Below are 22305 nucleotides of genomic sequence, written 5' to 3' on the forward strand. Positions count from 1 at the left end.
CACGGTAGCGGCCACGGGAATGGCCGGTCGAGCGACGTCACGCTGCGCGAACCCCGAGTTCAGGGCGTTACAGGTTCGACGGGTGATCCTGCTCTCAAATTCAGTCGAATAACCCGTCCAAACGCCAATGCTCTCAAGAATTCACGCGCCTTCTTAATTGATCGTGATGTGCATCGTGATCGAAACGTTGTAAACGACAATCAAGATCGGCGGCTTAAATAGGGCCAGCGGGACAATTAGATGAGCGGGAGCGCGGTACTGAACGCGCTCGTCGGCACGGCGATGCGCGCGGCGATGTCGAACAACTCATCGTCGGTGGCCTCAGGGTCGACGGCCAGCGCACGAATGTCGCCGCGCCCGGCCGTTCGCAGTGCGTACGACGCGGGTGCGCCAGGGCCGTAGTAGAGGATCGCGCCCCGCGGCGGTTGGTCGTGTTGCAGGTTCGCGAAGTAGCCGAGCAGCTTGTAGATCTCCTCGGTGGGCGCGGTCGAGCGCCTGCGCAGCTTCGGGTCGAACATGGCGATGCTTCTTCCGTCCGGACCGTCGGCGATGACGGCCAGGTCGGGGAACCCCATCAGCGGTCCGCCGCCCGGCTCGTATCGCCAGTGCACGCCGCCAGGTGTCAGTGTGTGCAGCGGCGGTTGGAAGTGCAGCCGGATCACGTGCTCCCCGACCGTCCACTGATAGATCGGGGCATGCGCCCGGGTGGCCAGGCTGGTGGGCCTGCCAGTGGGCTCGCCGAGGTGCCGCGCGATGGCTGCCGCGAGCTTCGTCAAACACCAGATCTCGAACAGCTTGGTGTCGAAGCGCTCGTCGTAGAAGCTCCAATCTCGTTCGCCCGGAGCGGCAATGGGATCACCCGCGAGGCAGGTGCTCATCCAGTCGGCCAACTCCTGGTACGGCCTGGCGTGGGCGATGTGACCGGCCGCCAACCGCTGCGTCACCCGGTCCAGCAAGGCATCGACGGTCGAGCGGTGCCACACCTCCGTGGCCTGTGGCACCGTGCGGGCAAGCAACGGGACGGCCTGCAATCGCGCCAGCACGTCGACCAGTCGACGAAGCTCCCGGAACTCGGGCGATCCGACGGGCAGCAGCCGCGACGGCGTCCGCTCGAGGTCGCGCTTCATCCAGATGACCGCGTAGGTCACCAGGATGTTCTCCGGTGTGGCGGTGGCACGCTCGACGAGCCGAATGGGATAGCGCCGCGGCACGTCGACGCGACCTCGTTGCCGGCTGTAGCGGGCCAGATCGAGCCGACCTTGAATGGTGCCAACGGATTCCGAGGCGACATGGGTGTAACGGAAGGTCGGACGGGCGATGATCCTGCCGACGACATCCACCAACCGACCGGCGGCCGCCAACGACGCCCTAAGGCGCGTCGCCGCGGCGAACTCGGCCAGCTCCGCGTCTTCGGCGCCGGTGCCCAACTGGGGACTGACCTCGAGGTTCCACGTTTGCGCGCCCGCGAAGTACGTGACCAGCAGCGGCAAAGCCGCGTCGATCGCGCTGCGCCGGCCGCCCGCGGTGAACTGACCGCCGACAACGACGTCGTCGTCGGACATCAGTACCCGGTAGCCGAAGCCGACCGCAGCTGCCGCAGCGCGAGCGTGGCCGTCGGAAGACCCGCCGTCGTCAGCCACGCCTCGATCGCCGAGAGTTGAGCACTGCTCAGATTTCCGGCCTGCGGGATGATTCGGTCGGCAAGCGCGAGATCGGTTGCACGCAAGACGGATTCGTCGGACCGCTCGCTACCGGGCAACCGCAACACGAGCTGCCGGTACACGTCGACGAGCTGCGCGGTACCCAACGGCCAGCCAGCGCGACCGGTCGCCTCGTCGTCGTAGCGCAGCGACGTCAGCATGTCTCGCAATACGTCTGTCGCGAGGGCTACCGCGGCGCTGTCGATGAAGCCATCCGCGTCGAAATCCGCCGCTCCATACGTCGCCGCGTACCACTCGGCGGCCGTGTGCCTGGCTTGGCGCAGTTCGTCATCGAGTCGCGGGGGGTCGGGCACGCCGACGTGGATGAACTGGAAGCGCCGACTCAGGCCTTGAGACAGCGTGTAGACGTAGTTCGCGTCCACGGTGTTCATTGTGGCGATGATCCGGAACCGCTTGGGGATCCACACCGAAGTGCCGCTGCCGTTCTCGTCGCCGAACCAGAGTGGAAGCCGGTTGTCGGCGCTGCCCCCACCCAACACGGTGTACAGCGGGCCGATGGCCTTGTCGATCTCCGCGCGATTGAACTCGTCAATGATCAGCCAGTGCGCCTGGTTGGGCTCGTGCTCCTCGGCGTCCTCGTGCCGCGCCACGACGCTGGCGCACTCCAGGGCCGCCCGCGGTACGTGTCCGAGCCACGGCTCGAGGGTCTCGATGCCGCCCTTGGAGGTTGGGTGGAGGCCGCCGATGACGTCGTAGGTGCTCCAGTCCGCGGTCGCCGTCTCGAGTCGCGTGGTCGCGTCGAAGGCCTCGGCCAGCGCATAGGCGAGCGTCGTCTTGCCGGTGCCGGGAGGCCCCTGGAGGATGACGTGGCCGCCAAGGAGCGCGATGACACACCGCTCGAGCAGCGTCTCGGATTCGGGGAACACCAGATGTCGTGCGGCGGCGAGGTCCCTGACTCGCGCGGTAATTCGTTGCACGTCAGCCGATTCCAGATTCAGCGCGGCCACCGACTCTGCGGCCGCGTAGTTCTCGTCGAAGTAGAGCAGCGAAACACCGCGCGGGTGCGTGTACGGCTTCAGGTCAACCACGAGCTCTCCCCGTCAGTTCGTGGAGCAAAGGCTTGGCGGCGGCGGCGTGTACCCGCCCGTATCGGTGGCAGTCGAACGTCACGGTACGGCGCGCGTTGCGGCCCGGTGTGGTCACCGTAAGCGTGACGTCGTCGACCTCCCATAGCGACGGGTCCACGAACTGGACGCCCGTCGGATCGGTGACCATCAATTGGTCCTTCGGCCGCAACCACGCCGCGGGCGCGGCGTCCCAGAGATCGCACGTGATCCGCGCGCCCTTCGCGTCGATGACGAGTTCCTTCGCGTGCACCGCCGTACGCCGGCGGTCTCTTTGACGGGCGATCCACGGCAGTAGCGGCTCGACCGACGGAAGCCGGACCGCGGCCCGGCTGTCCCACAGGGGCGACTGCTCGGCGAAGCCTGCCTCGACCGCGCCCTCGAGGGTTTCGCGCTTGATGTGGACGCTCGACGAACCGCCCGTCGCGCGTTTGGTCCACCCGTCGAACACGGCCAGCACGCCGCGTTCCTCGTCGATGCCGAAACCCAGAGTGAGGCGAGATGATTCGGACATCAGATCGCCGTCGTGGCTACGGGTTGTCTGGATGCGGTAGTTGGTGCCGACGCGGCCCTTGCCCTCGCCGGTGATCTTCCACGCATAGACGAGCAGCTGCAGATACTGCCTGCCGCGGGCGAGGTCGACGCGGGTGGGGTTCACACTGCGTCCGCCGTGCACGCTCTGTTGTTTGAGCGCCGTCCATCCGGCCGCGTCGAACGCCGCGACGACGTCGTCTACCGCGGTCACGGTGCCATCTCCCGGAGCCGCTGCTCGAACGCCCGGAAGGACAATCCGGTGGGCTGACGGCCGGAGGCGATGACTGCGCCGACCGACAGTGAGTAGAGGTACTCGAGGCTGCGCTGCGATGAATCGGTGGGGTCGTCGCCGAGCGCACGCAGATGCGCCTTCACGGCGTCCATCGCGACGTCGAGTGCGCCGGTGCGTCGGGGGTTCGGCGCGCGCGAGCCTGCGGTGAACGTGATCACCAGGTCGTAGAACGGCACCAACTCGGCGCCGCTGCGGCCCCGGTAGCCCTTCATGGAGCGCTGCACCTTGTCGAGCAGGCTGACGTCGGTCTGGATCAGTCCGGCGTGGTCGGTGGCGGCCAGCAGCGCCGACCACACCTTGTCGTCGGCGTTGTGGAAGACCACGCTGGCCCGCGCGCCGGGGCGCAGTACCCGTCGAATCTCGTTGAACGCCTGGGCAAGGAGCTTCTCGTAGTCGTCGAGTGTCTTGCCGCCCGCGGCGGGGGGCAGGGAGCGGTTGACGACGATCTCCGCGCTGGTGTCGGTGACGTCGCCGAGCCACGACTCCCACACGACGTTGCAGTCGCCGTAGAAGAGGTTGGCGCCGAACGGCGGATCGGTGAAGACGTAGTCGACGCTCGAACTGGGCAACCACGACAGGTCGGTGGCCGACGAGCGCCGCACGAACGCGGGCACGTCGGTGCGGTCGGCGGCGGGGTGGGTGGCATAGAACCGGGCGACCTGGGCGACCTGGTGGCGGAAGATCTCGAGCACGTTGCCCTCGGCGACGAGCTGGGGAATGTAGAGCGTGCCGGTCAGTGGACGCTGCCCGCCGTACGCGTTGTAGCGCCGCATCCGGGTGGCGTGCCATGCGGTGTTGGTGAACGCGAAGGAAAGCGCTGCGCGGACGCGCTCGTCGGGAAGCTGGGCGATGAGGTGCCACAGCTCGCTGAGCGCGAGCTTGCTGCGGTGGTTCCAGAAGTCGGCCACGTCGGTGACATCCCGCAGCTGAAGTGCGGAGCGACGGTGCATTTCGCGATCCGGTCCAAGGGGCACCGACGGCAGCCAGCGTGTCACCTTCCGCTTGGCGATGGCCGCGAGCAGCACGAGATCCGCCGCGTCGACGGGGCCCCGCTGCAGCTTCCCGCACGCGGCGCAGGCGACGGCCTTCTCGGCCGGCTCGCTTGCGACACCGCTGATCCCGGAGCGCGATTGCGTGTGCCCGCACGTGTGACACGTGAGTGTGCGTGCGGTGTGACCGGATTCGCTCTTCTGGTCCCATATCCGGATGGGGGCGGCACAGCTCGCGCAGGTGTGGACATCGGTCCAGACCAGGTGGCGCAGCGTGCTTGGACGTTCGCACGTGGGGCAGGCCGAGCGGTAGAGCCGCTGTTCGAACGTGCCAGTTGCCGTTGCGAGCTTGCGGAGCGCGTCGACGAGCGCGTCCGGTGCGACGGGGTGAGTGTAGTTGTGGGCGAGGTGAACTGCGCCAGGGCCGAGGTCGGACAGGATGGTACGCCGCCCGACGTTGAGCGCCGCCAGGCCCGTCATGCCGGACCCGCAGAACGGATCGAGCACCAGCCCGTCGGCCTCCGTACTGGCCAGGATGAACGGTTCGATCGCGGCGGGTGGGACCTTGGTCGGGTAGGTGTGCACCTGGTAGGCACTGCTGCCCTTGGACGCCGACGTGGTAGCCGGGATGGCGCGGAGGGTGGGCGTCACGGCTTGTTCGTCCACGCGCCACCGACGGCCAGGAAGTGTTCGGCGAGTAGGGATTCGACGTCGCGGTAGGAGTATCCCGCCAGCGGGCAACCGGCCTCGAGCAGCGTACGCATGACGAACGAATGGACGTACGGAGTGGTGCGCCGCCGCGGGGTCGCCGACTCCAGGTGCGCCCCGATGGCCGCGACGAGCCTCTCGCGCGGGAACGCATCGGCGCGCGCGGCCGCCTTCCGCCGAATGCGCGTGGACCGCAGGTGAAGCACCAGATCGAAGCTCGACACCCGCTCCTGATCGGTAATCTGTTTGATTCCTTTGAAACTCGGCTGCGTCTTGTCGAACGCAATCGCTGACTCGAGCCGCAGGTCGGCACTTTCCAGCGACCGCTCCAGCGCACTCCAGACGGCGTCGTCGCTGTTGTGGAACATGACGCTGGCCCACGCCTGCGGCTTGAGCACCCGCGCCACCTCGGAAAAGCTTGCCGACATCAGCTTTTCGTAGTCCTGAAGGGTCTTGGCGCCGTGTTCGACGGGTAGCGACGTCGACACGACCGCCTCGTCGGCGGTGGGCGTGAAGTCGTCCAGCCAGGACTCCCAGAGGAACGACGCGTCCGAGTAGTAGATGTTGGCCCCGAACGGCGGATCGGTGAATACGTAATCGACGCTGCCAGAATCGATGTGGTGCAGGCCGGTGGCCGACGCCGGAACGACTCGACACGTGCCAGGGGCGTCGGACAACGCACGGACGAGTTGCCCGACGGCGGCGAGCTTGCGGCGCAGTAGTGAGAACACGTTGAACTCGTAGGTCAGCGACGCGACGTAGAGCGTGCCCGACAACACGTTGGTGGGGCGCTTGGGATTCCACTGGTAGCGGCGGGAAGCCCGGTTGACGACGGCGGTCACCGCGAACCGCAGCATCGCGGCCTGCGTGGACTGATTGGCTGCGCGCCACACCGCCGCCAGCGCACAGAGGTTGCGGTCGGTGAAGAAGTCTGCAGCCGTGTGGATTCCGAGCGTGCGATGTTGGCCGCGCCACATCTCGCGCCACGGCTCGAACGGCGCGGTGGGATACCAGTCGGTGATGTCGGAGCGCCGCGAGCGCAGCGCCGCGGCCTGTTCGCGCTTGGTGGGCGGGCGCTGGTCGCGGCGGCGGCAGTGCGGGCACGACACGGACACCAGCACGGGCACCTGGGCGGCCAGCTTGGCCTCGCCCTTGCGGAAGGTGCTCGCGCAATGCGGGCAGCGCAGCGTCTTCGACAGGGTTCCGTCGGGTTGTTTGGCCGCGTCCCAGAAGCGGATTCGGTGCCTGCATGACGGGCAGTCGAGCGTGTCGGACCACACCGTGTACTCGATGCGCGCCGACTTCCTGCAGTGGACGCAGCGCGTCCCGTAGAGCTCCTGCTCCAATGGGGCAAGCTCCTCGAGCAGTGCGGCGGCGCCCGCGTCGAAGTCGGGGGCATGCGGGGCGGCCGCATACCCGGACGCGATGTGCACGGCGGCGGGCGACAGGTCGGACAGCAGGCCGGACCGTCCGGATTGCAGGCACGCGACGCCAGTCATGCCGGAGCCACAGAAGGGATCCACGACGACGGCGCCGGGATCGGTGTAGTGCTCGATCATGCGCACGATGCCCTCGGGTGGAACCTTGGTGTGGTAACTGTGCGCCCGGTAGAACACCGAGCCTTTACCCCCGACGACCTCGCTGCGGTAGGGCTCCGCGACCCGCTTCATCGGCGTGGCCCGAATTGCACTTGCAACGCGACGCCGAGTGCGTTCGCGATGCGGTCGAGGGTGGCCAGCGTCAGTTGATGCGACCCGGTTTCCCAGCGGGCGACGGTGGACTGCGTCGAGCCCATCCGAATGGCGAGTTCGTGCTGCGTCAGCCCGCAGGACTCGCGCGCGCTGCGCACCATGTCCGCGATCTCGCGGCGATCCGCATGGCACCCACGCCGTTCGGCGGCCGGCTCAGTCAACACAGCTCCGAGGCTATGAGCTGGCACCGACAAAAATCGCCAGACACGCAACGGCGCCCGTCGAGATCTGCGTCAAGGTCGTGCCCGCGGCGACGCAACTAGCCCCCGAGCATGCGGTACTGCGCGGCAAGCTGCTGCTGAGCGCGCGTGAAGTCTCGCGCGGAGGTCTTGAACACGTACTGGTCGCGGGAGGCCAGGCACAGGTACTTCGGGACGAGTCCGTTGGCGTCGGCCACCAACAGGCAACGACTGTCGGGCAGCCCTGGCACGCCCGCTGCTGACTGAGTCGACGGCTGCTTGGTGGCCGCGTCCTCGAAGTCCTTCGCCAGCGCGATCGCCGCCGCTGCGTCCTTGGCCCGGTAGAGCGTGGATGCCCCGATCGATACCTCGTCGACGCCTGCCGCGGCCAGCTGTGGACCCACCAGGACGGGGTTGGCCTCGGCGTGCAGCGCGCCCGCGGGCGGGTAGGCCGAACCGGACATGGGGGTCGCTTCGTCGGGCGCTGTCGGAAGCGTGCGGGCCACCAAGCCGGTGGGGTCGAGCGGCAGCTCAGGGAAGAAGGTGGGGTTACTCGGCTGGAAGCCGTCGAGCAGCGGAAGCTGGAGGTCGATCGCGCGGGCCGCAAGCGCAGCCGCTGCGTCGGGGCCATTCGGGTGCTGCGCCACGTCGAACACCACGAAGGGTCCGTGGGCGGTGAGTGCCGTCACCTCCTGCTTGATGGTGTCGTCGTCGTTGTACTTCTGTAGCGACCCCGACGACGCCGGATGGCCGGGCACCGGGATGGCGACGGGCGGCTCGATGAGCACCGGATGGACGCTCGCGTCGACTGGCAGCGTCATCGTCGAGGCGGTCATCGACGTGACGGCGTCGGCCGCGGCTCTGTCGTCGGCGAACCGCAGCACCCCATTGCGCAGTGACATCGGGGCCGACGAGTCGGCGTTGTGCCGGTCGGCGACGAAGCCGACGACGAAGGGCTGCCCGTACAAACCCGCGGCGACTCTCGCCCGGAGATTGAACGCAAAGTCGTCCTTGCTCAAGACAATAGAACCCGCTGGAGCGCTGCCTTCGGTCAGAGTGTCGTCGACCTGCCACGGGCCGAGCACGTAGGGCGCCATCAGCTGGGCCTCGAGCCGGCGCCCCGCGTCTGGGCTGCCGGCGACGCCGAGCGGGGCCAGCGGCGCGATGGGGTACTTGCCGGTGTCGAGCTTGCCCACGTCGACTCGGGCCGCAGCGGCGTCCTTGCCTTCCGGGACCGCCTTGCCCTGGACCGGGGCGCCGCCACATCCGGCGAGCACCGTCACCGCAACGACCATGGGCAAGGTCATCGCTGCGACGAACGCGCAAGCGCGCACGTTCAGGAGGCACCGTTCGGGGCGCACAGCTTCCAACCGTCGCTGCGCTCCATCGGCATCGTGATCTCCTGGGTGCCAAGCGACTCATTCGAGGCTTGAACCTTGAGCTTCGCGGAGTCGCCGTTGATCGTCACGTCGATGGCCTTGAACGTGCTCAGCCCCTGCTTGTCGCGGGTCTGCTTCAGCATCTCCAGGACCGGCCCGACGAACTTGGCCCGCATGGCCGGGCACTGCATTTCCAGGTACGCGTCCCAGTTCTTCGTGTTGTACGCGTCGGCGACCGCTTGCAGGGCCGCGATGACCTGGTCCTTGTCGGACATGGGCGGCGGCGCAGGCGGTGGCGCCGCGGGCGGTGGGGTGCTCGATGCTGCGACGGCCGAGGTGTCCGACGAGCTGGCCGACGGCGCAGCCTGCTGTTCGGCGCTCGAACACGCGGCGAGCAGGGCCGCCGCAGTGGCGACGACGAGGAGACGCGCTAGCGCGATCACGGGCAAACCTCCGGGAACTAGGAGAACGGCGGTTGTTCTTAGCCTAGGGCCAGGACGGAGTAGCCCGTGTCACTGATTTGGCACCCGGTTGGCGATGGCCAAAACCAGTTTCGCCACGTCGTTGCCGCCCGCTGAGCGGCATTGCCGCACGTCGATCAGCACGTTGCCGCGGATGAGCATTCCACGCTGGCAGGAGCCGCCACCGCCGCTGAGGGTGGCCTCGAGCGTGGCCACCCCCGACGTGTTTCGCGTCGGGCCGAACGTCCACGTCTGCGGGGTCTCGCCGGGTGGTGTCACCACGATGTCGTGCCCGGCGCACGCCTCCCACCCGTTCTGTTGAACGGTTCGCGCCATCCCCACCGGCATGGCTGGTGTCGAACCCTTGGCAGGAAAGGCCACGGCCGCCTGAATCACGCTGTCCTGCCACAAGCTCTTGTTGAGCGCACGCAGCACCTGAACGGCACTGCCGGTGGGCACTGCTTGGCTGATCGACGTGTCGGCGTACACCGGCTGTTGCGCGGGAAGCCACGCGCCAAGGCATTGGGGGTCGTTGACGGTCGCGGTGTCGTTCAGCAGCTCCGAACCGTCCTGTTCGAGCACCAGGGGAGCGCCGGAACCGTCGTCGCCGACCGCGGATGCCGGGAGCAGAATCCCGCGCAGCGCAGCCGGGGCCACGTCGGTGGCAGGCGGGCCGGCTTGCGTGCTCGAGGTCGTTTGACGGGTCAGTTCTGGGCCGGAACCGCTGGCAGCCGATGGGTCGTCGCCACTGGGCCACACGATGACCGCGACGGTCCCGACGACGAGCAGGGCCACCGCGGCGATAGCGCCGATGAGCGCAGTCCGACGGCGGCGCGGGGGTAGCGGCCGCACCGCGGGCGGACCCGGAAATGATGGTGCCGCAGGCGTTCTGAGCACGGCGTGCGGATTCTGCAACGCGTTGATCGCCGCATCCGCGAGCGCGCTCGCCGTCGGGAAGCGCGCGGCCGGGTCCTTCGCCATGGCGATCGCGATCACGGCGTCCATGGCCGGAGGCAGCGTCGGCACCAGGTCGGTGACGCGCGGCGGGGGCTGCTGCAGGTGGGCCATCATCACGGCCGCCATGCCGTTGGTGCCTGGGAAGGGTGCGCGGCCGGTCAGCAATCGGAAGAGCGTGCAGCCCAACGAGTAGATGTCGGAGCGGCCGTCGAACGGCTCGCCCGCCAACACCTCGGGCGCCGCGTAGGCCACCGTCGCGAGCACCGCGCCCGTCACCGTCAATCCGATGTCGCCAAGCGCGCGGGCAATTCCGAAGTCGCCCAACAACACTCGCTCACTCGGGCCGATGGGCCCCGACAGCAGGAAGTTGGCCGGCTTGATGTCGCGGTGCACCACCTGGTGTGCGTGCGCATGGTCGAGGGCCTTGGCGACCTCGGTGATGATGTGCACGGCGCGGTACGGCGACATCGTTCCGGAGCGCTGCGCTGCGTCGGCGTCCGTGCCGTCGACGAACTGCATGGCGATCCACAGCTGACCGTCCTCGCTCTGGCCGCGGTTGTAGACGGAGACGATGTTCGGGTGATCGAGGCCGGCGGCAACGTCCGCCTCCCGCAGGAAGCGGGTGCGGAAGTCAGGGTCGCGGGACAGTTCCTGCGAGAGCACCTTCAACGCATCGTGACGCGGCAGCGTCGGGTTGGCCGCCAGGTACACGGCGCCCATTCCGCCCTTGCCGAGCTCACGGATGATCCGATAGCCCGCGACCTGTGCGCCCTCCGTCAGCAAGCTACTTGAACCGTTCGTAGCAAAGGTCCTGGTCGCCGCCAAGGCCGGAGCGGAAGGCGACGATGCGGGTGAAGCCGGCAGGCACCGTTTCGCCGTTGACGTTGCTGGCCACCAGGCCGTTGGTGAGCAGCCCGGCCACCGCTTCGTCGAGGTCGCCGGCGGTCAGCGTCAGCCCCCGGCCACTGGGCACGTCGACCTGCTTGGACATCGCGGCCTGGGCGAAGCCGGTCAGGCACGCCGTGCGCAGTGCGGCCGTCGGCGAGTCGAGGCTGTCGCCTTTTTCGTGCTGGACCGCCAGGGCGTATCGCGACGTCAGCACCGACAGCGCGGTGTTGTCCCCCTGGATGAGCACCTTGTTGCGTTCCGTGGCGGCCTGGCCGAGGTCCTGCAGGGCCGACAGGTCCACCGAGATGGTGTTGGTGGACGGGCAGTAGGAGGCCGGGGGACTCGCCTTCGCGTCGGAGCAGTCCTCGGTGCCCAGCTTCAGCGTCGGGGTCTCCTTGAGTTGGAAGATCTGCCCGAGCACCTCCATCAGGTCGGTGAGCGTGCTCTCGTCGAGTGTCACCTCGCCGCTCTGCACGTCACCACTGCTCTGGTCGAGCGACATTTCCATCGGGAGGTCGCCGCGCCGTTGCTCGATCTCGTCTATGTCGATCGTGGCGCAGTCGCCTGGGCTGCCGGCAAAACCCATCTGGAATGCGCTGATACGGTCGAGTGCGGTGCCGTGGCCCTGCTCGAGCATGTCGGTGTCGGTCGGCGTGATGATGGGATCGCGCAGCGTAATCGCAGCCGCCAGAACATGATTCAGCCCGTCGCCCGTGCTCAGTCGGAATCGCGGAGACTGCCCTTCAGCCACCCAACGGGTGTAGCTCCCTGCGAAGCAGTCGGCCTGCTGTTCCGCGACGATGGTGGGCGTGTTGTCGTCGATGAGGCCGGCCATGTTCTGGATGGCGTGGCCGTACTCGTGACCGAGCAGGGCGCCGATGGACACGTCGCCGAAGAACTGCTTGCCGATCGGGACCAGCACGCCGCGGTCCCACGCCATGATGTCCTTGCTTGGGCAGAAGAACGCGTTGGGCTCCTGGTAGGTCTCGGTGCCGCAGACGGTCGGACTCGACGGGTCCTCCGAATCCCAGGACAGCAGCCTCTCGATGGGCGAGAACTTGCCGTGGAACGAGTCTGGGTAGTTCTTGCTCCAGTACTCGGCAACGTCGTTGACGGCGAGCAGTGCAAGTTTGTCGACGGGTCCGTCGTCGGTGTCCTTGACGTCGCCGACGGGCGCCGGGGCGTCCTCCCGCACGCCGCTGGGCCCGTCCGCCGCGGGTAGTCCGCCGGCCCGGAACGGGTCGTAGAGCGGGGAGACTGCGTGGCCCTGGGTGACGCCGCCGCAACCGGCAACGAGCCCGCCAAAGAGCAGAGCCGCGCAAGCGACCCCCAGCGACTTCTTCAATGCCGTTGCGCGTTGGTTCATATCCTGACGAATCTCGCGAGAAGGTACCTGGATCAGCGCTGAGGGTATACCGACCGCGGTGACGACGAGCGCACTCCTTGGTCGACGTCGTTACCCGGCGCACTCAAACGGCGGCGCGCAACGGCATCCCGGGTCGGTCGCCGTTCCCTCGACCTGTAAGTATCGATCCGTGGGAAAGAACGAGCGCGGCAAGATCGTCATGACCGACGACGAGATCACGGAGTTCATCGAGCGCAGTCGCACCGCGACCATGGCGACGGTGCTGCCCAGCGGACGACCTCACCTGGTCGCCATGTGGTACGCGGTGCTCGACGGCGAAATCTGGTTCGAGACCAAGGCCAAGTCGCAGAAGGCCGTCAACGTGCGCCGCGATCCGACGATCACCGTCATGATCGAGGACGGGCAGACCTACAACACGCTGCGCGGCGTCTCCATCGACGGGACGGCGGAAATCGTCGACGACGATCCGGATCTGCTTCTGCGCGTTGGCATCAGCGTCTGGGAGCGGTACACCGGCCCGTACACCGACGAGATGAGACCCTTCGTCGACCAGATGATGAACAACAGGATCGCCGTCCGCGTGGTGCCCAATCGGCTGCGCAGCTGGGATCACGGCAAGCTAGGACTAGGCGACATGCCGCTGTCGGGGTCGACCGCGCAATACCTCTAGCGCTAGCCCGCCGCCCGCGGCGGCTGAAAGCCTGGATTGGCCAGTGCGGTCGCCGTCGCGTTTCCGATCGGGCCCTGGTTGTCGAACATCGCCGCGGATCCGGTAGCCACCCCTTCGTGACTGGAGTGCGTCAACGCGGCCAAGCCGATGTCGGCTCCGACCGGAAGCCGGCTCAGCGTGACGGTGTAGTCCGCGTTGATGTAGTGCAAACCCGCTGTGCCGTAATGAGTTAGCGAGCTCGCTACGTCGCCGGCCATCGCGGCGCGGGTGAACGCGGACATGGGCTGACCGTCGATTAACTGCTTGCGGTCCCGGAGCCACACGTACTTCGGGCCGTCATGCCCCCACTCGGTTAGGTCGAAGCTCAGGCCCGCCGCTGCGGCGTCCTTTCCGTAGGCCCAGACCATCATCGTCACTGCGTCGAGCGGCCCCTCGGGCTCGGGCGGCCGCGGCGGCATGGTGACCGGGCTGCTCCACACCTCGCCGGGCGGCTGCTCGCCACGCCGCAGCAACAGCGCACTCGCGCGTGCCACGACGACGCCGGATTGGGTCAGCTCGGCGTGCACCAGCTTGAGCCGACGCCCCTGCCGGACGACGGTGCTTTGGGCCTCGAGCGGCGCCATGGCCGCGGGCCGCAACAGGTCGACGGTCAGTCGCGCAGGCTGGAGTTCCGGATCGCTCGCATCGCGTTCGATCGCGTACCCGAGCAGCCCGCCCACGTGGTTGCCACTGATCGACGATCCCCACGGCCCGCGCGCAATCGAGGTCGGGACGAACGCGTCACCGTCGGGAAGGAAGTACGCGGTCGGCAGGGGAATGGTCATCGGCACAGACGATATCGACGGGTGTCATCGGTACCGCCACCGGCTCACGCGGCCCGCTGGGCGGGAGGTGCGAGCACGATCGCCGAGTTCTGCCCGCCCATTCCCAGCGAGGTCTTCAGGGTCAGCCCTTCGGCCATGGGCGTCGTGCCGTCCAGCAGCCGGGCATGGCCAGGTGCGACGGTCGGCGGCGCAGGAATCACCCCGTGTTCGTAGCCGAGCGCGGTCGCCGCGACCTCGACGGCGGCTGCCGCGCCCTGGCAGTGTCCGGCCAACGGCTTGACCGAAAAGATCTCGGGCTTGCCGTCGAACAGTTCGTCGAGAATGCCCGCCTCGGCCGCGTCGCATTGCTGGGTGCCCGGACCGTGGGCGTTGATGTACCGCACCTCGGACGGATCGACGCAGGCCGCCTCGAGTGCATCGCGCACGCATTCGTCGACGTGGGTGCGGGCCGGGTCGACCGAGGTGACGTGGAAGGCGTCGTGCGTCATGGCTCCGCCAAGGACCGTCGTGTAGACGCCGTCCATCGGGCCCGCCGACAGCACGAAGCTGACCGACGCCTCGCCAACGGCGAACCCCCGGCTGCCGGTTTGGAACGGGCGGCACGCGTCGAGTGGCTCGGTGTCGACCACGGCGACGCCCAGTTTGACGAAGTGCTCCACGTTCTCGGGTGTCAGCGACAGATCGGTGGCGATGAACACCACGTCGTCGACGAATCCGGTGTCGAGCCACATCTTCGCCGTGATCAGCCCGGCGTTGCCGGACGCACACATCGCAGAGACGTTCATGGCGGGGCCGTGGAACCCATGCTCCTGCATGAGCATCGACACAGGCGTGGACGGCATCAACGCCAGGTAGTCGCGGACGCTGCGGTGACCACCCTCGGCGACGTAGAACTGCCGCCAGCCCTCCACCTCGGGAATCACCACGGCGTGCAGTAGCCCGACCCGCCGCCCAGGGGTCCAGCCGCGCGCGGCGGCGTCGCCGAGCGCCTCCCTGGCTGCGGACCGCATGGCGCGCGCTGATCGGCTGGCGCCGTCGCGCTGCTCACCTCCCGCCGGAACCCTTGCCAGCCAGGCACTTTCGCCACCGTGACCGTAGCCCTGAACGAGATCGGCGGCCGGTTTGCCGCTGAGCAGTCCGGCCCACAGGGCATCGGCACCCCAGCCGTAACCCGTCACCGCGCCGATGCCGACGATGTTCGCGCCGGGCGCACCCTGTAGCACCATTGACGTCTCCGTTAAATTCTGTTTGGGGGAGCCCGTTTGGACCTCTCTTGATTAACCCCCTATCAGGCACAATTGACCAGTCAGGCGATTGGACCGACCGAGATGTTGGGCGCCGATTCGGTGCTAGTTTGGTTCGCTAGCCGAGGGGAGACGGTGACTGTGGGGGACCCAGATCGCGCCGCCGAGGACGTCAGCGTCACCGACGACACCTCGGCCGAGTTGTCGAGGGCCCGCAGCGAATCCGCCGAAGACCGCTACCAACGGTTGCTCGAACACAGCCCCGATGCGATCTGTGTGCACCAGAACGGTCGGCTCGTCTACGTCAACAAGGCCGGGGTGGACTGGATCGCGGCGCCTTCACCCGACGCACTGGTCGGCCAGGCCATCACGACCTTCGTCAAACCAGAGTCCATCCCCGCCATGCTGGATCGCATATCGGCGTTGCGCCATCAGGGCGACATCTCGGAGGCATCGGAAGCGGTGATGCTCCGCTTCGACGGAACCGAGCTCGACGTCGAAGCGGTGTCGGTACTCACGGTGTGGAACGGTGAACCCGCCTACCAGGTGATCTTCCGTGACGTCACGGCGAGGAAGGTCGCTCAGGCCGCCCTGCGCTTCCAGGCCGCCCTGGCCGATCACGTCAGCGATGCCATCATCGCCACGACCGCGACCGGTGTGGTGACCAATTGGAACCCGGCTGCCGAGACGATCTACCGCAGACCTGCCGCCGACGCGTTGGGCCTGCCGGTCAGCGAAGCCGTTGGCGCCGAACTAAATCCGGCTGAGATCATCGCGGCGGGCGGACGAGTCAGCGTCACCCACCGTGGCATGGACGGCTCCGCTCTCGCGATCCGGCTCTCGGCCGCCGAGATGGACGGCGGGTACGTGTTGCTGTGCACGGACCAGACGGCGTTGCGGCGTGCCGAGCAGCATTTCCAGATCGTGGTCCGATCGCTCGAAGAGGGCGTGGTGGTGCTGGACCACACCGGGTTGCTCATCTCCGCCAACCCCGCGGTGCGGCGGGTATTCGGAATCACCGAGGAGGACGAGGGTCCGGACTACCGCACCGTTGCGGAGCGCTGGAAGCTCGACCCGGAGGTCGCACCGCCCTGCGGCGTCGACCGCCCGGTACGGAATACCTTGTCGACCGGCGTCCCGTTCAGCGGAGAGGCGTATAGCGTCGGACCCAACGGTGAGCGGCGCTGGCTGTCGGTCAGCTCGCGCAGGCTCAATCCCGAAGAGGGTGGCCGTTCGGCGGTGCTGATCACCTTCCGCGACATCACTGCGGTCCGCAACGCCACCGAGCACTTCGCCCATCAGGCCATGCACGATCCACTGACCGGGTTGCCCAATCGGGTGCACCTGATCGCGCATGCGGATCGCCTGCTTGAGCACGGCGCCCTCGGTGCGGTGCTGTTCGTCGACCTCGACGACTTCAAGAGCATCAACGACTCCCTTGGCCACGACGCGGGTGACGAAGTGATTCAGCGTGCGGCCCAACGTATTCGGGATACCGTTCGCAAGGACGACAGCGTCTACCGGCTAGCGGGGGACGAATTCGTGGTGTTGGTCGCCGGACCGCTGGGCGCCGCGGAGACTGGTGACCTCGCCGATCGGATCAGCGCCAGCTTGAGTGAGCCGATGTCCGTGGCCGGATTGACGGTGGGCGTCGGCGGCAGCATCGGCGTAGTCGACCCCGCCGACGGTGAGCTCCTCGATGCAGCGGAGCTACTGCGTCAGGCGGATCGAGCGATGTACGTGGCGAAGGCGCGTGGCCGCCGCATCGCCAGGTATGCCCTCGACGGGCAAGGGGAGCCCGGTACGTCGACCCACGGTGGACCCGCCTAGACCGGATCCGCCTAGACCGGATCGACAAGATCGTCGTATTCGCCGCTCTTGTCGAGGTAGTTCGCGACCATCGAGCACGGAGCGACGATGCGCAGTCCGTCGGCGCGCGTCGCCTGCAACGCGGCGGCGACGAGGATCGTGGCGAGCCCGCGACCTTGGAACGCTTCGTCGACCACGGTGTGAGGGAACGTGCGCCGTCCGCCCGCGTCGGTGAACTCCGCGAACCCGGCCTGCCTGCCGTCGACGGCGATGGTGAAGCGGTCGGGCTCCCGGGACACCGTTGTGGACGCGCCGGTCTTGTCAGCCGGGGTAGTGGTCATCGGGCTCCTTGATCGGGGGATTGCGACGGGGGATTGCGACGGGGCCGCAGTTCGACGTTCGGTAGCGCTGGGGCGGACAGCCGGGCGCCGGGGTAGCTGTCGACCGAGCCAAAGCGCTCGTCGTGCGCCTCCCACCGCCTGCGGTACTCGACGATGTCGGCGTGACTGCGGCCGACGAAGTTCCACCACATGACGAGCGGCTCGGGGAACGGTGGGCCGCCGAGGACGAGTACCCGGGCGGGACCGCCATCTGAGTTGTCGAGCACCAGCTCGTCGTTGCCGGGCGATTGGTACCAGAGGTCGCCGCCCTCCAGCGGGGTACCGCCTGCGGTCAGCGCCCCCGTGTCCACCAGCACCCCGTGTTCGAAGTCGCGTGCGACCGGCAGCCGGACGGTGATGCCGGGCCGCAGGTCGACCTGCGCGCCGAGCAGCGGGGTGAAGCTAGGCACCGGCGAGTGCGCGCCCGCGAGGTCGCCGAGGAACACCCGAATTCGCGCGCCGTCGTGCTCGTGCACCGGGGGCGCGTAGTGCGTGAAGTCGCGCGCAGTGTCGCGGTGCTCGTCGGGAAGCGCCACCCACAGCTGTACGCCATGGAGCACGGTGGTCGCCGGTGTAGACACCTCGGAGTGGCAGATGCCCGCGCCGGCCGTCATCAGGTTGAGCTCGCCGGGGCGGACCAGCGCCCGCACTCCGGCGCTGTCCTGGTGCTCCACCTCGCCGCGGAACAGCCAGCTCACCGTCTGCAGGCCGGTATGGGGGTGAGGTGGAACGTCCATGCCCGCACCCGAGCCGACGTCGTGGGGGCCGTAGTGGTCGACGAAGCACCAGGCGCCGATGAGCGACCGTTCCCGTTGCGGCAGTGTCCGTCGCACGCGCATGGCTCGCGGGCCGCCCAGTGGGACGTCGCGCGGATGCAGTACCCCAGTGAATGTCGAAGCACCGCAAGCAACTTCATCGGGCTCGGCCTCGACGTTGCTCACCCGACCACACTAGCGCGTCGCGTCAGCCCGTCATCGCCGAGCGGATGACCTCGAAGTCCTGCTCGCCGATCTTGAACACACCGCGGTGGAACGGGTAGCCCCAGCGCGTCTTGTCCTCGATGAACCCGAGCTCGTCGAGCAACGGACGAATGGGCGCCTCGCTGGTCGGCAGAAACTCGACCTTGCGTCGCCACGGCTGAAACTCCGGGTCGAGGTCGGCCTGATACACCTCGTCGTCGGCCACCTGACCGATTGCGGTGAAGGCCTGCAGCGCTGCGCCGTCGGGATAGTCGGTCTTGGGTGAGTAGAAGACGATCCAGTCGCCGCGCGCCATCCGGCGCAACATGTGGGGCTTGCCATGGTTGGCCTGTGTGAATCCGCCCGCCACGCCGCGTTGCACGTGCCCGCGACTGACGGTGTTTATCCAATACGTCATGGCGCCCACGCTAGGAGCGCGGTCCGACAGCGGCCAGAAGTTATCCACAGGCCGAAATGCTGGAGAAAACGACCGAGCCGCCGACGCAAAACGTCGGCGGCTCGGGGGACGGTGCCGGGCTTGCGCCTCTCGGCAAGTGGTCGCTCGAGGCGACAGTTCTGGGGTGGTACCCGGGGCAAAATCCGACACCGTCGCCTCGTCAACGACGGGGTGGCCGCGCGTATTCCGGGCGGGCTCTGCTCCGGCCAAAAGATCCAGCGTCGCAACGACATCACCGCCGCGCGACGGGACGGGATCGCCCCCGCTGCCGCCCCCTCGATTGATCGGCAGCGAGGGCGACGATCGTCAGGACGCTTCTAGCAGAGCTTCTGCGGGCTCGAGAAAGATCCGGCGTGCGCGCACCTGGTAGCCGTTGCGCTCGGCGAGGTCGCGCAGCTGGCGAAGCGCGTGACCCCGGCCGCGACCCCCTTCGGGAATGACGACGCCGGCCCACAACCCTTCGGCCTTGGGCAGTTCGACGGCCTCGCGTGCGCACGCCCACCGGCGCGGGCACATCCGGCAGATGGTCTTGGCCTCATCGTCAGCAGCCGAGGTCCAGCGATCGGGGTTGCGAGTGCATGCGCCGATGGGCAGCCCGTCCAGTGCTACTGCGTTCATTTCCAACTCCCTCGTCCGAGCGCTGCAGTCGGGTGCGGCGCGATGGATGGAAATGTATAGCAATAACCGTAGCGACGCAACAGTTTGAGTCGAGCGGAAGCGTGGCGGGATGCCGAAGGTTGATAGCGATTGGCACTAAAGGCGACGATATTCAACCGCGTTGCAATCAGTAACCCCAGTTCAACGGCATTTCCACGTCAGGATGACCCGTTGCGCGAAGCCGTAGCGATGAGATGGTTACCCGGTCGCGGAACCGCAGCGGTTTGCGTGACATGCTTCGGGTAAATTGAGCCCAAGCCATAGCAGTGCATCGGATTTGGCTTACGATTACCTTCACCGCAGCTACCTCACCGCAGCGACGCACGGAGACCCGATTTGAGGCATCACCGGAGATGACGAGACCAGAACCGAGTCTCGAACCAGGCTCGTTGGTCGTCCGGACCAACGGCTTCTCCTATGTCGTATCGCCGCGGGCTGGCGTGGCCACCATCGGTCGCGACCCGCACGCCCAGGTGAAGATCGACGATGCCCGGATCTCCCGCGTGCACGTACGCGTGGAATTCGTCGACGGCAACTGGCGGGCCGTCGATACCAGCATGAACGGAATGTTCCTTGGGAGCTCGCGCGCGCACTCGGTAGCGGTCACCGACGGGCTGACGGTGCGCCTGGGCGATCCGGTGGCCGGGCCCACTGTGCAATTCGACGTCGCCCCCACGGAGTCGCGCGTCGCGCCCGACCCGGAGCACACCACGCTCGTCGCGCCGGACGACGACGCCACCGTTGCCCTCCACCCGGGCATGGTCCGGGCGGGTGCCGCAGCGGCCGCACGGCGCCGCGAGCTGGACATCTCTCAAAGGAGTTTGGCGGCCGACGGCATCATCAACGCCGGCGCGCTCATCGCCTTCGAGAAGGGGCGAAGCTGGCCACGCGACCGGACGCGGGCCAAGCTCGAGGAAGTCCTTCAGTGGCCAGAGGGCACGATCGCGCAGCTTAGGACCGGTGGCGCCGAAGCCCCTCCTCCGACCGAGCCGAGCGTGCCGATCGCGGTCGCCGACGAGGTGCCGTTGATCGCGCAAGCCGTCGAAGCAGCGGTGCACACGCTCGGCGCGACGATAGCTGCGTTGCCGGCCCTCGACGATCCGGCCTTCACCCCACGGGCGACGGCGATCCTGACGGACCTACGTCAACTCGAGCAGGTAGCGGCCAGGGCCGCGCGGATCGGCCGCGTGACCCCGCCGCTCATCAAGGCGTTGAGCACGGTTCGCCGCGAACTCCACGAGCTCACCATGCATGCGGCCGCGGCGCCGACGGCCTCCCTTGGTCAGCGCGTGTACGCCACACGCCGTCGCGCCAACCTGACCATCGCGGAAACGGCCCAGGCCGCGGGCGTGCCGGAGGACGCGATCGCCCAGGTCGAGATGGAGCAACCGGTGTCGGCGCCATCGGCGGAGCTGATCGAAGTCCTACTGGGACAGCTCGAATAACGTTGCGCCTCAGCGGCGTTCGCGGCCGTGTTCGTCGGGGGGCGGGAAGTGCTCGGCCAGCGCTGCGGCGATCTCGATGAACTTGCGTCGCGTCGCGGGTGCCAACTCAGTGGTGCCCGCGATGACCCCACCCGGTCGGAGGTGACCGTCGAAGGGAACCTCGACGACGACCTGACCCTGCCCGGCGAACTGGTTGGCGAGGATGCCCCGCGTGCGTTTGTCGGCGTGGCCGTCGGAGTCGTTGAGCACCACCACCGTTCGCCGCAACAGACTGGTCAAGCCGCGGTTGGCCAACCAGTCCATGGTCTGTCCGGCGGTGGCCGCCCCGTCGACCCACGGCGACGAGACGACGATCAACGCGTCGAGGTCGCGTAGCACCTCCTGAGTGACGGGCGAGTCCATCGTCGAGCTGCAGTCGATGATCGAGATGGAGAAGTAGCGGTCCAGCCGCGAGGTCGCCTCCCGGTAGATCGCCGGATCGAGCACGCGTCTGCGCGCCGGGCTGGCCTCGCCTGCGAGCACGAACAACCCGGCAGCGTTGTTGCCGACCCTGCTTCGCACGTCCGCGAACGTCTCGAGGTGTTGATCGGAGGCGAGCTCCCAGTACGACCCCATGGCCTTGGGATCGACGCGGCTGCCGAGCTTGCCGAACGACGTGTCGGCGTCGATCGCGACGACCCGGTCCTCCTGGCGCAATTCGGCGAATATCGAGCCGATGCTCGCCGACATTGTCGTCTTCCCGACGCCGCCCTTGCCCATGACGCCGACCTTGTAGTGGCCGCGCAGGACCGCCTTGATGCGGGCCTCGAGCTCGAGCTGGCGCAGCTCGTCGGCAGATTGCCCGACGTTGACCAGGCCGAACGTGGCCCGATATAGCGCCTTGCGCCAACCAGTCGTAGGCGGCACTCGACGGGAGGGGACGAGCTCGTCGGCCCTGATGCGGTCCGCGTAAGAGCCCGTCGGAGCCGGGGCAGCCATCCGTGGATCAGCGCCGTAGGACGTGCCCGACCAGGTGCCGTACGGCAGCTGACCGGTGTTGGGCTGCGCCTGTCCGGTGTTGGGCGGCGCCGCGGCGCGGGGAGGCCGCGGCGGTGGCTGCTGGCCAGGCCACGGGGGTTGCTGACCCCATTGTTGTTGCGGGTTGTCCGGCCGGACCGGCGCGCCGACGGGGCCGGTGTCCCGGGGCGTGCCAGGGGGTGGGCCGAACCGCGGCGGCGACACGGGGCGGGTGGCGCCGGCCGGGTGCTCAGGTGTTGAAGGAGGATCGGACGGCGCGGGGGCGCTGGGTGGCGCCGGTTTGCTCGGTGGAGTCGGATCCACGGGTGGACGGGAAGGCACCGGCGGCGCCGCAGGTGTGAACTTGGGCTTCTCGACGGGCGGTTCGTAATCCGATTCCTCAGGCCCGGTCCAGCCGAGGTCTCTGCGGAGGGCGTCGTCGCGGTCGCTCACGGCACCAGGGCTCCTAATCGGTAGTTGGGATTGGTGCCGGTCGTAGACCGGGGTCGTTCCTGGTGAGGGCTGCTGTCAGGTGACGTCTGCTGGGTCCCGACGCGAGACGTCTTGAGAAAGAA

20 protein-coding genes are annotated in these 22305 nt (G+C 67.9%); 3 read left to right on the plus strand and 17 right to left on the minus strand.

Features of this window, described 5'->3' with window-relative positions; genetic code table 11:
• Nucleotides 1-236: 236 nt before the first annotated feature.
• The 10 genes from SLQ30_RS31325 to SLQ30_RS31370 form a co-directional block, all read right to left on the minus strand.
• Nucleotides 237-1640, minus strand: a complete 1404-nt coding sequence (locus SLQ30_RS31325) for a hypothetical protein (RefSeq protein WP_319451064.1) — start codon at nt 1638-1640, stop codon at nt 237-239.
• Nucleotides 1562-2749, minus strand: coding sequence for an AAA family ATPase (locus SLQ30_RS31330; RefSeq protein ID WP_319451065.1), 1188 nt, complete (start codon nt 2747-2749; stop codon nt 1562-1564). The genes SLQ30_RS31325 and SLQ30_RS31330 overlap by 79 nt, the downstream gene beginning before the upstream one ends.
• Nucleotides 2742-3530 carry a hypothetical protein gene (locus SLQ30_RS31335; protein ID WP_319451066.1) on the minus strand — a complete coding sequence of 263 codons (789 nt, stop codon included), beginning with the start codon at nt 3528-3530 and terminating at the stop codon, nt 2742-2744. The genes SLQ30_RS31330 and SLQ30_RS31335 overlap by 8 nt, the downstream gene beginning before the upstream one ends.
• Nucleotides 3527-5251 (minus strand): DNA methyltransferase, encoded by a 1725-nt coding sequence (locus SLQ30_RS31340; RefSeq protein ID WP_319451067.1) that lies wholly within the window; start codon nt 5249-5251, stop codon nt 3527-3529. Before SLQ30_RS31340 ends, SLQ30_RS31335 begins: the two co-directional genes overlap by 4 nt.
• A complete protein-coding gene (locus SLQ30_RS31345) occupies nt 5248-6978 on the minus strand; it encodes a DNA methyltransferase (RefSeq protein WP_319451068.1) in 1731 nt (576 codons plus the stop codon). The genes SLQ30_RS31340 and SLQ30_RS31345 overlap by 4 nt, the downstream gene beginning before the upstream one ends.
• Entirely contained in the window at nt 6975-7223 is a 249-nt protein-coding gene (locus SLQ30_RS31350) for a helix-turn-helix transcriptional regulator (protein WP_319451069.1), read from the minus strand. The genes SLQ30_RS31345 and SLQ30_RS31350 overlap by 4 nt, the downstream gene beginning before the upstream one ends.
• A 95-nt stretch (nt 7224-7318) precedes the next feature.
• A complete protein-coding gene (locus tag SLQ30_RS31355; protein ID WP_319451070.1) occupies nt 7319-8545 on the minus strand; it encodes a hypothetical protein in 1227 nt (408 codons plus the stop codon).
• Between the two features lie 29 nt (nt 8546-8574).
• Nucleotides 8575-9060, minus strand: coding sequence for a nuclear transport factor 2 family protein (locus SLQ30_RS31360; RefSeq protein ID WP_319451071.1), 486 nt, complete (start codon nt 9058-9060; stop codon nt 8575-8577).
• Between the two features lie 69 nt (nt 9061-9129).
• Nucleotides 9130-10818, minus strand: a complete 1689-nt coding sequence (locus SLQ30_RS31365; protein ID WP_319451072.1) for a serine/threonine-protein kinase PknH/PknJ — start codon at nt 10816-10818, stop codon at nt 9130-9132.
• Between the two features lies 1 nt (nt 10819).
• On the minus strand, nt 10820-12289 hold the full coding sequence (locus SLQ30_RS31370) for a neutral zinc metallopeptidase (RefSeq protein WP_319451073.1): 1470 nt from the start codon (nt 12287-12289) through the stop codon (nt 10820-10822).
• A gap of 169 nt (nt 12290-12458) precedes the next feature.
• Between SLQ30_RS31370 and SLQ30_RS31375 the strand changes: the two genes are divergently transcribed.
• Nucleotides 12459-12959 (plus strand): PPOX class F420-dependent oxidoreductase, encoded by a 501-nt coding sequence (locus tag SLQ30_RS31375; protein WP_319451074.1) that lies wholly within the window; start codon nt 12459-12461, stop codon nt 12957-12959.
• Between the two features lie 2 nt (nt 12960-12961).
• On the opposite strand, the gene SLQ30_RS31380 is transcribed toward SLQ30_RS31375, so the two are convergent.
• Nucleotides 12962-13783, minus strand: a complete 822-nt coding sequence (locus SLQ30_RS31380) for an acyl-CoA thioesterase domain-containing protein (protein WP_319451075.1) — start codon at nt 13781-13783, stop codon at nt 12962-12964.
• 44 nt (nt 13784-13827) lie between these two features.
• On the minus strand, nt 13828-15009 hold the full coding sequence (locus SLQ30_RS31385) for a beta-ketoacyl synthase N-terminal-like domain-containing protein (protein WP_319451076.1): 1182 nt from the start codon (nt 15007-15009) through the stop codon (nt 13828-13830).
• 153 nt (nt 15010-15162) lie between these two features.
• Here SLQ30_RS31385 and SLQ30_RS31390 point away from each other — a divergent pair, with 153 nt between their 5' ends.
• Nucleotides 15163-16857: a bifunctional diguanylate cyclase/phosphodiesterase gene (locus SLQ30_RS31390; RefSeq protein ID WP_319451077.1), complete on the plus strand. Its 1695-nt coding sequence runs from the start codon at nt 15163-15165 to the stop codon at nt 16855-16857.
• A gap of 11 nt (nt 16858-16868) precedes the next feature.
• Here the strand turns inward: SLQ30_RS31390 and SLQ30_RS31395 are convergent, their stop codons facing one another.
• The 4 genes from SLQ30_RS31395 to SLQ30_RS31410 form a co-directional block, all read right to left on the minus strand.
• Nucleotides 16869-17177 carry a GNAT family N-acetyltransferase gene (locus tag SLQ30_RS31395; RefSeq protein ID WP_319451078.1) on the minus strand — a complete coding sequence of 103 codons (309 nt, stop codon included), beginning with the start codon at nt 17175-17177 and terminating at the stop codon, nt 16869-16871.
• The gene (locus tag SLQ30_RS31400; protein WP_319451079.1) at nt 17174-18157 is read right to left on the minus strand and encodes a pirin family protein; all 984 of its coding nucleotides are present in this window, start codon (nt 18155-18157) and stop codon (nt 17174-17176) included. Before SLQ30_RS31400 ends, SLQ30_RS31395 begins: the two co-directional genes overlap by 4 nt.
• Before the next feature lie 22 nt (nt 18158-18179).
• Complete coding sequence (locus SLQ30_RS31405; RefSeq protein ID WP_319451080.1) at nt 18180-18593, minus strand: EVE domain-containing protein; 414 nt, start codon at nt 18591-18593, stop codon at nt 18180-18182.
• Nucleotides 18594-18938: 345 nt separating this feature from the next.
• Complete coding sequence (locus tag SLQ30_RS31410) at nt 18939-19250, minus strand: WhiB family transcriptional regulator (protein WP_319451081.1); 312 nt, start codon at nt 19248-19250, stop codon at nt 18939-18941.
• Nucleotides 19251-19642: 392 nt separating this feature from the next.
• Between SLQ30_RS31410 and SLQ30_RS31415 the strand changes: the two genes are divergently transcribed.
• Entirely contained in the window at nt 19643-20734 is a 1092-nt protein-coding gene (locus tag SLQ30_RS31415; RefSeq protein WP_319451082.1) for an FHA domain-containing protein, read from the plus strand.
• Between the two features lie 9 nt (nt 20735-20743).
• Here the strand turns inward: SLQ30_RS31415 and SLQ30_RS31420 are convergent, their stop codons facing one another.
• Nucleotides 20744-22183: a MinD/ParA family protein gene (locus SLQ30_RS31420; protein WP_319451083.1), complete on the minus strand. Its 1440-nt coding sequence runs from the start codon at nt 22181-22183 to the stop codon at nt 20744-20746.
• Nucleotides 22184-22305 lie beyond the last annotated feature (122 nt).

It is taken from the genome of Mycobacterium sp. RTGN4 (assembly GCF_033804635.1).
In the GTDB taxonomy this organism is placed as follows: domain Bacteria; phylum Actinomycetota; class Actinomycetes; order Mycobacteriales; family Mycobacteriaceae; genus Mycobacterium.

Coding starts and splice junctions, on each gene's coding strand:
- SLQ30_RS31345 (WP_319451068.1), bottom strand. CDS start 6,978: ATGAAGCGGGTCGCGGAGCCCTACCGCAGCGAGGTCGTCGGGGGTAAA.
- SLQ30_RS31355 (WP_319451070.1), bottom strand. CDS start 8,545: ATGACCTTGCCCATGGTCGTTGCGGTGACGGTGCTCGCCGGATGTGGC.
- SLQ30_RS31370 (WP_319451073.1), bottom strand. CDS start 12,289: ATGAACCAACGCGCAACGGCATTGAAGAAGTCGCTGGGGGTCGCTTGC.
- SLQ30_RS31380 (WP_319451075.1), bottom strand. CDS start 13,783: ATGACCATTCCCCTGCCGACCGCGTACTTCCTTCCCGACGGTGACGCG.
- SLQ30_RS31385 (WP_319451076.1), bottom strand. CDS start 15,009: ATGGTGCTACAGGGTGCGCCCGGCGCGAACATCGTCGGCATCGGCGCG.
- SLQ30_RS31395 (WP_319451078.1), bottom strand. CDS start 17,177: ATGACCACTACCCCGGCTGACAAGACCGGCGCGTCCACAACGGTGTCC.
- SLQ30_RS31405 (WP_319451080.1), bottom strand. CDS start 18,593: ATGACGTATTGGATAAACACCGTCAGTCGCGGGCACGTGCAACGCGGC.
- SLQ30_RS31410 (WP_319451081.1), bottom strand. CDS start 19,250: ATGAACGCAGTAGCACTGGACGGGCTGCCCATCGGCGCATGCACTCGC.
- SLQ30_RS31415 (WP_319451082.1), top strand. CDS start 19,643: ATGACGAGACCAGAACCGAGTCTCGAACCAGGCTCGTTGGTCGTCCGG.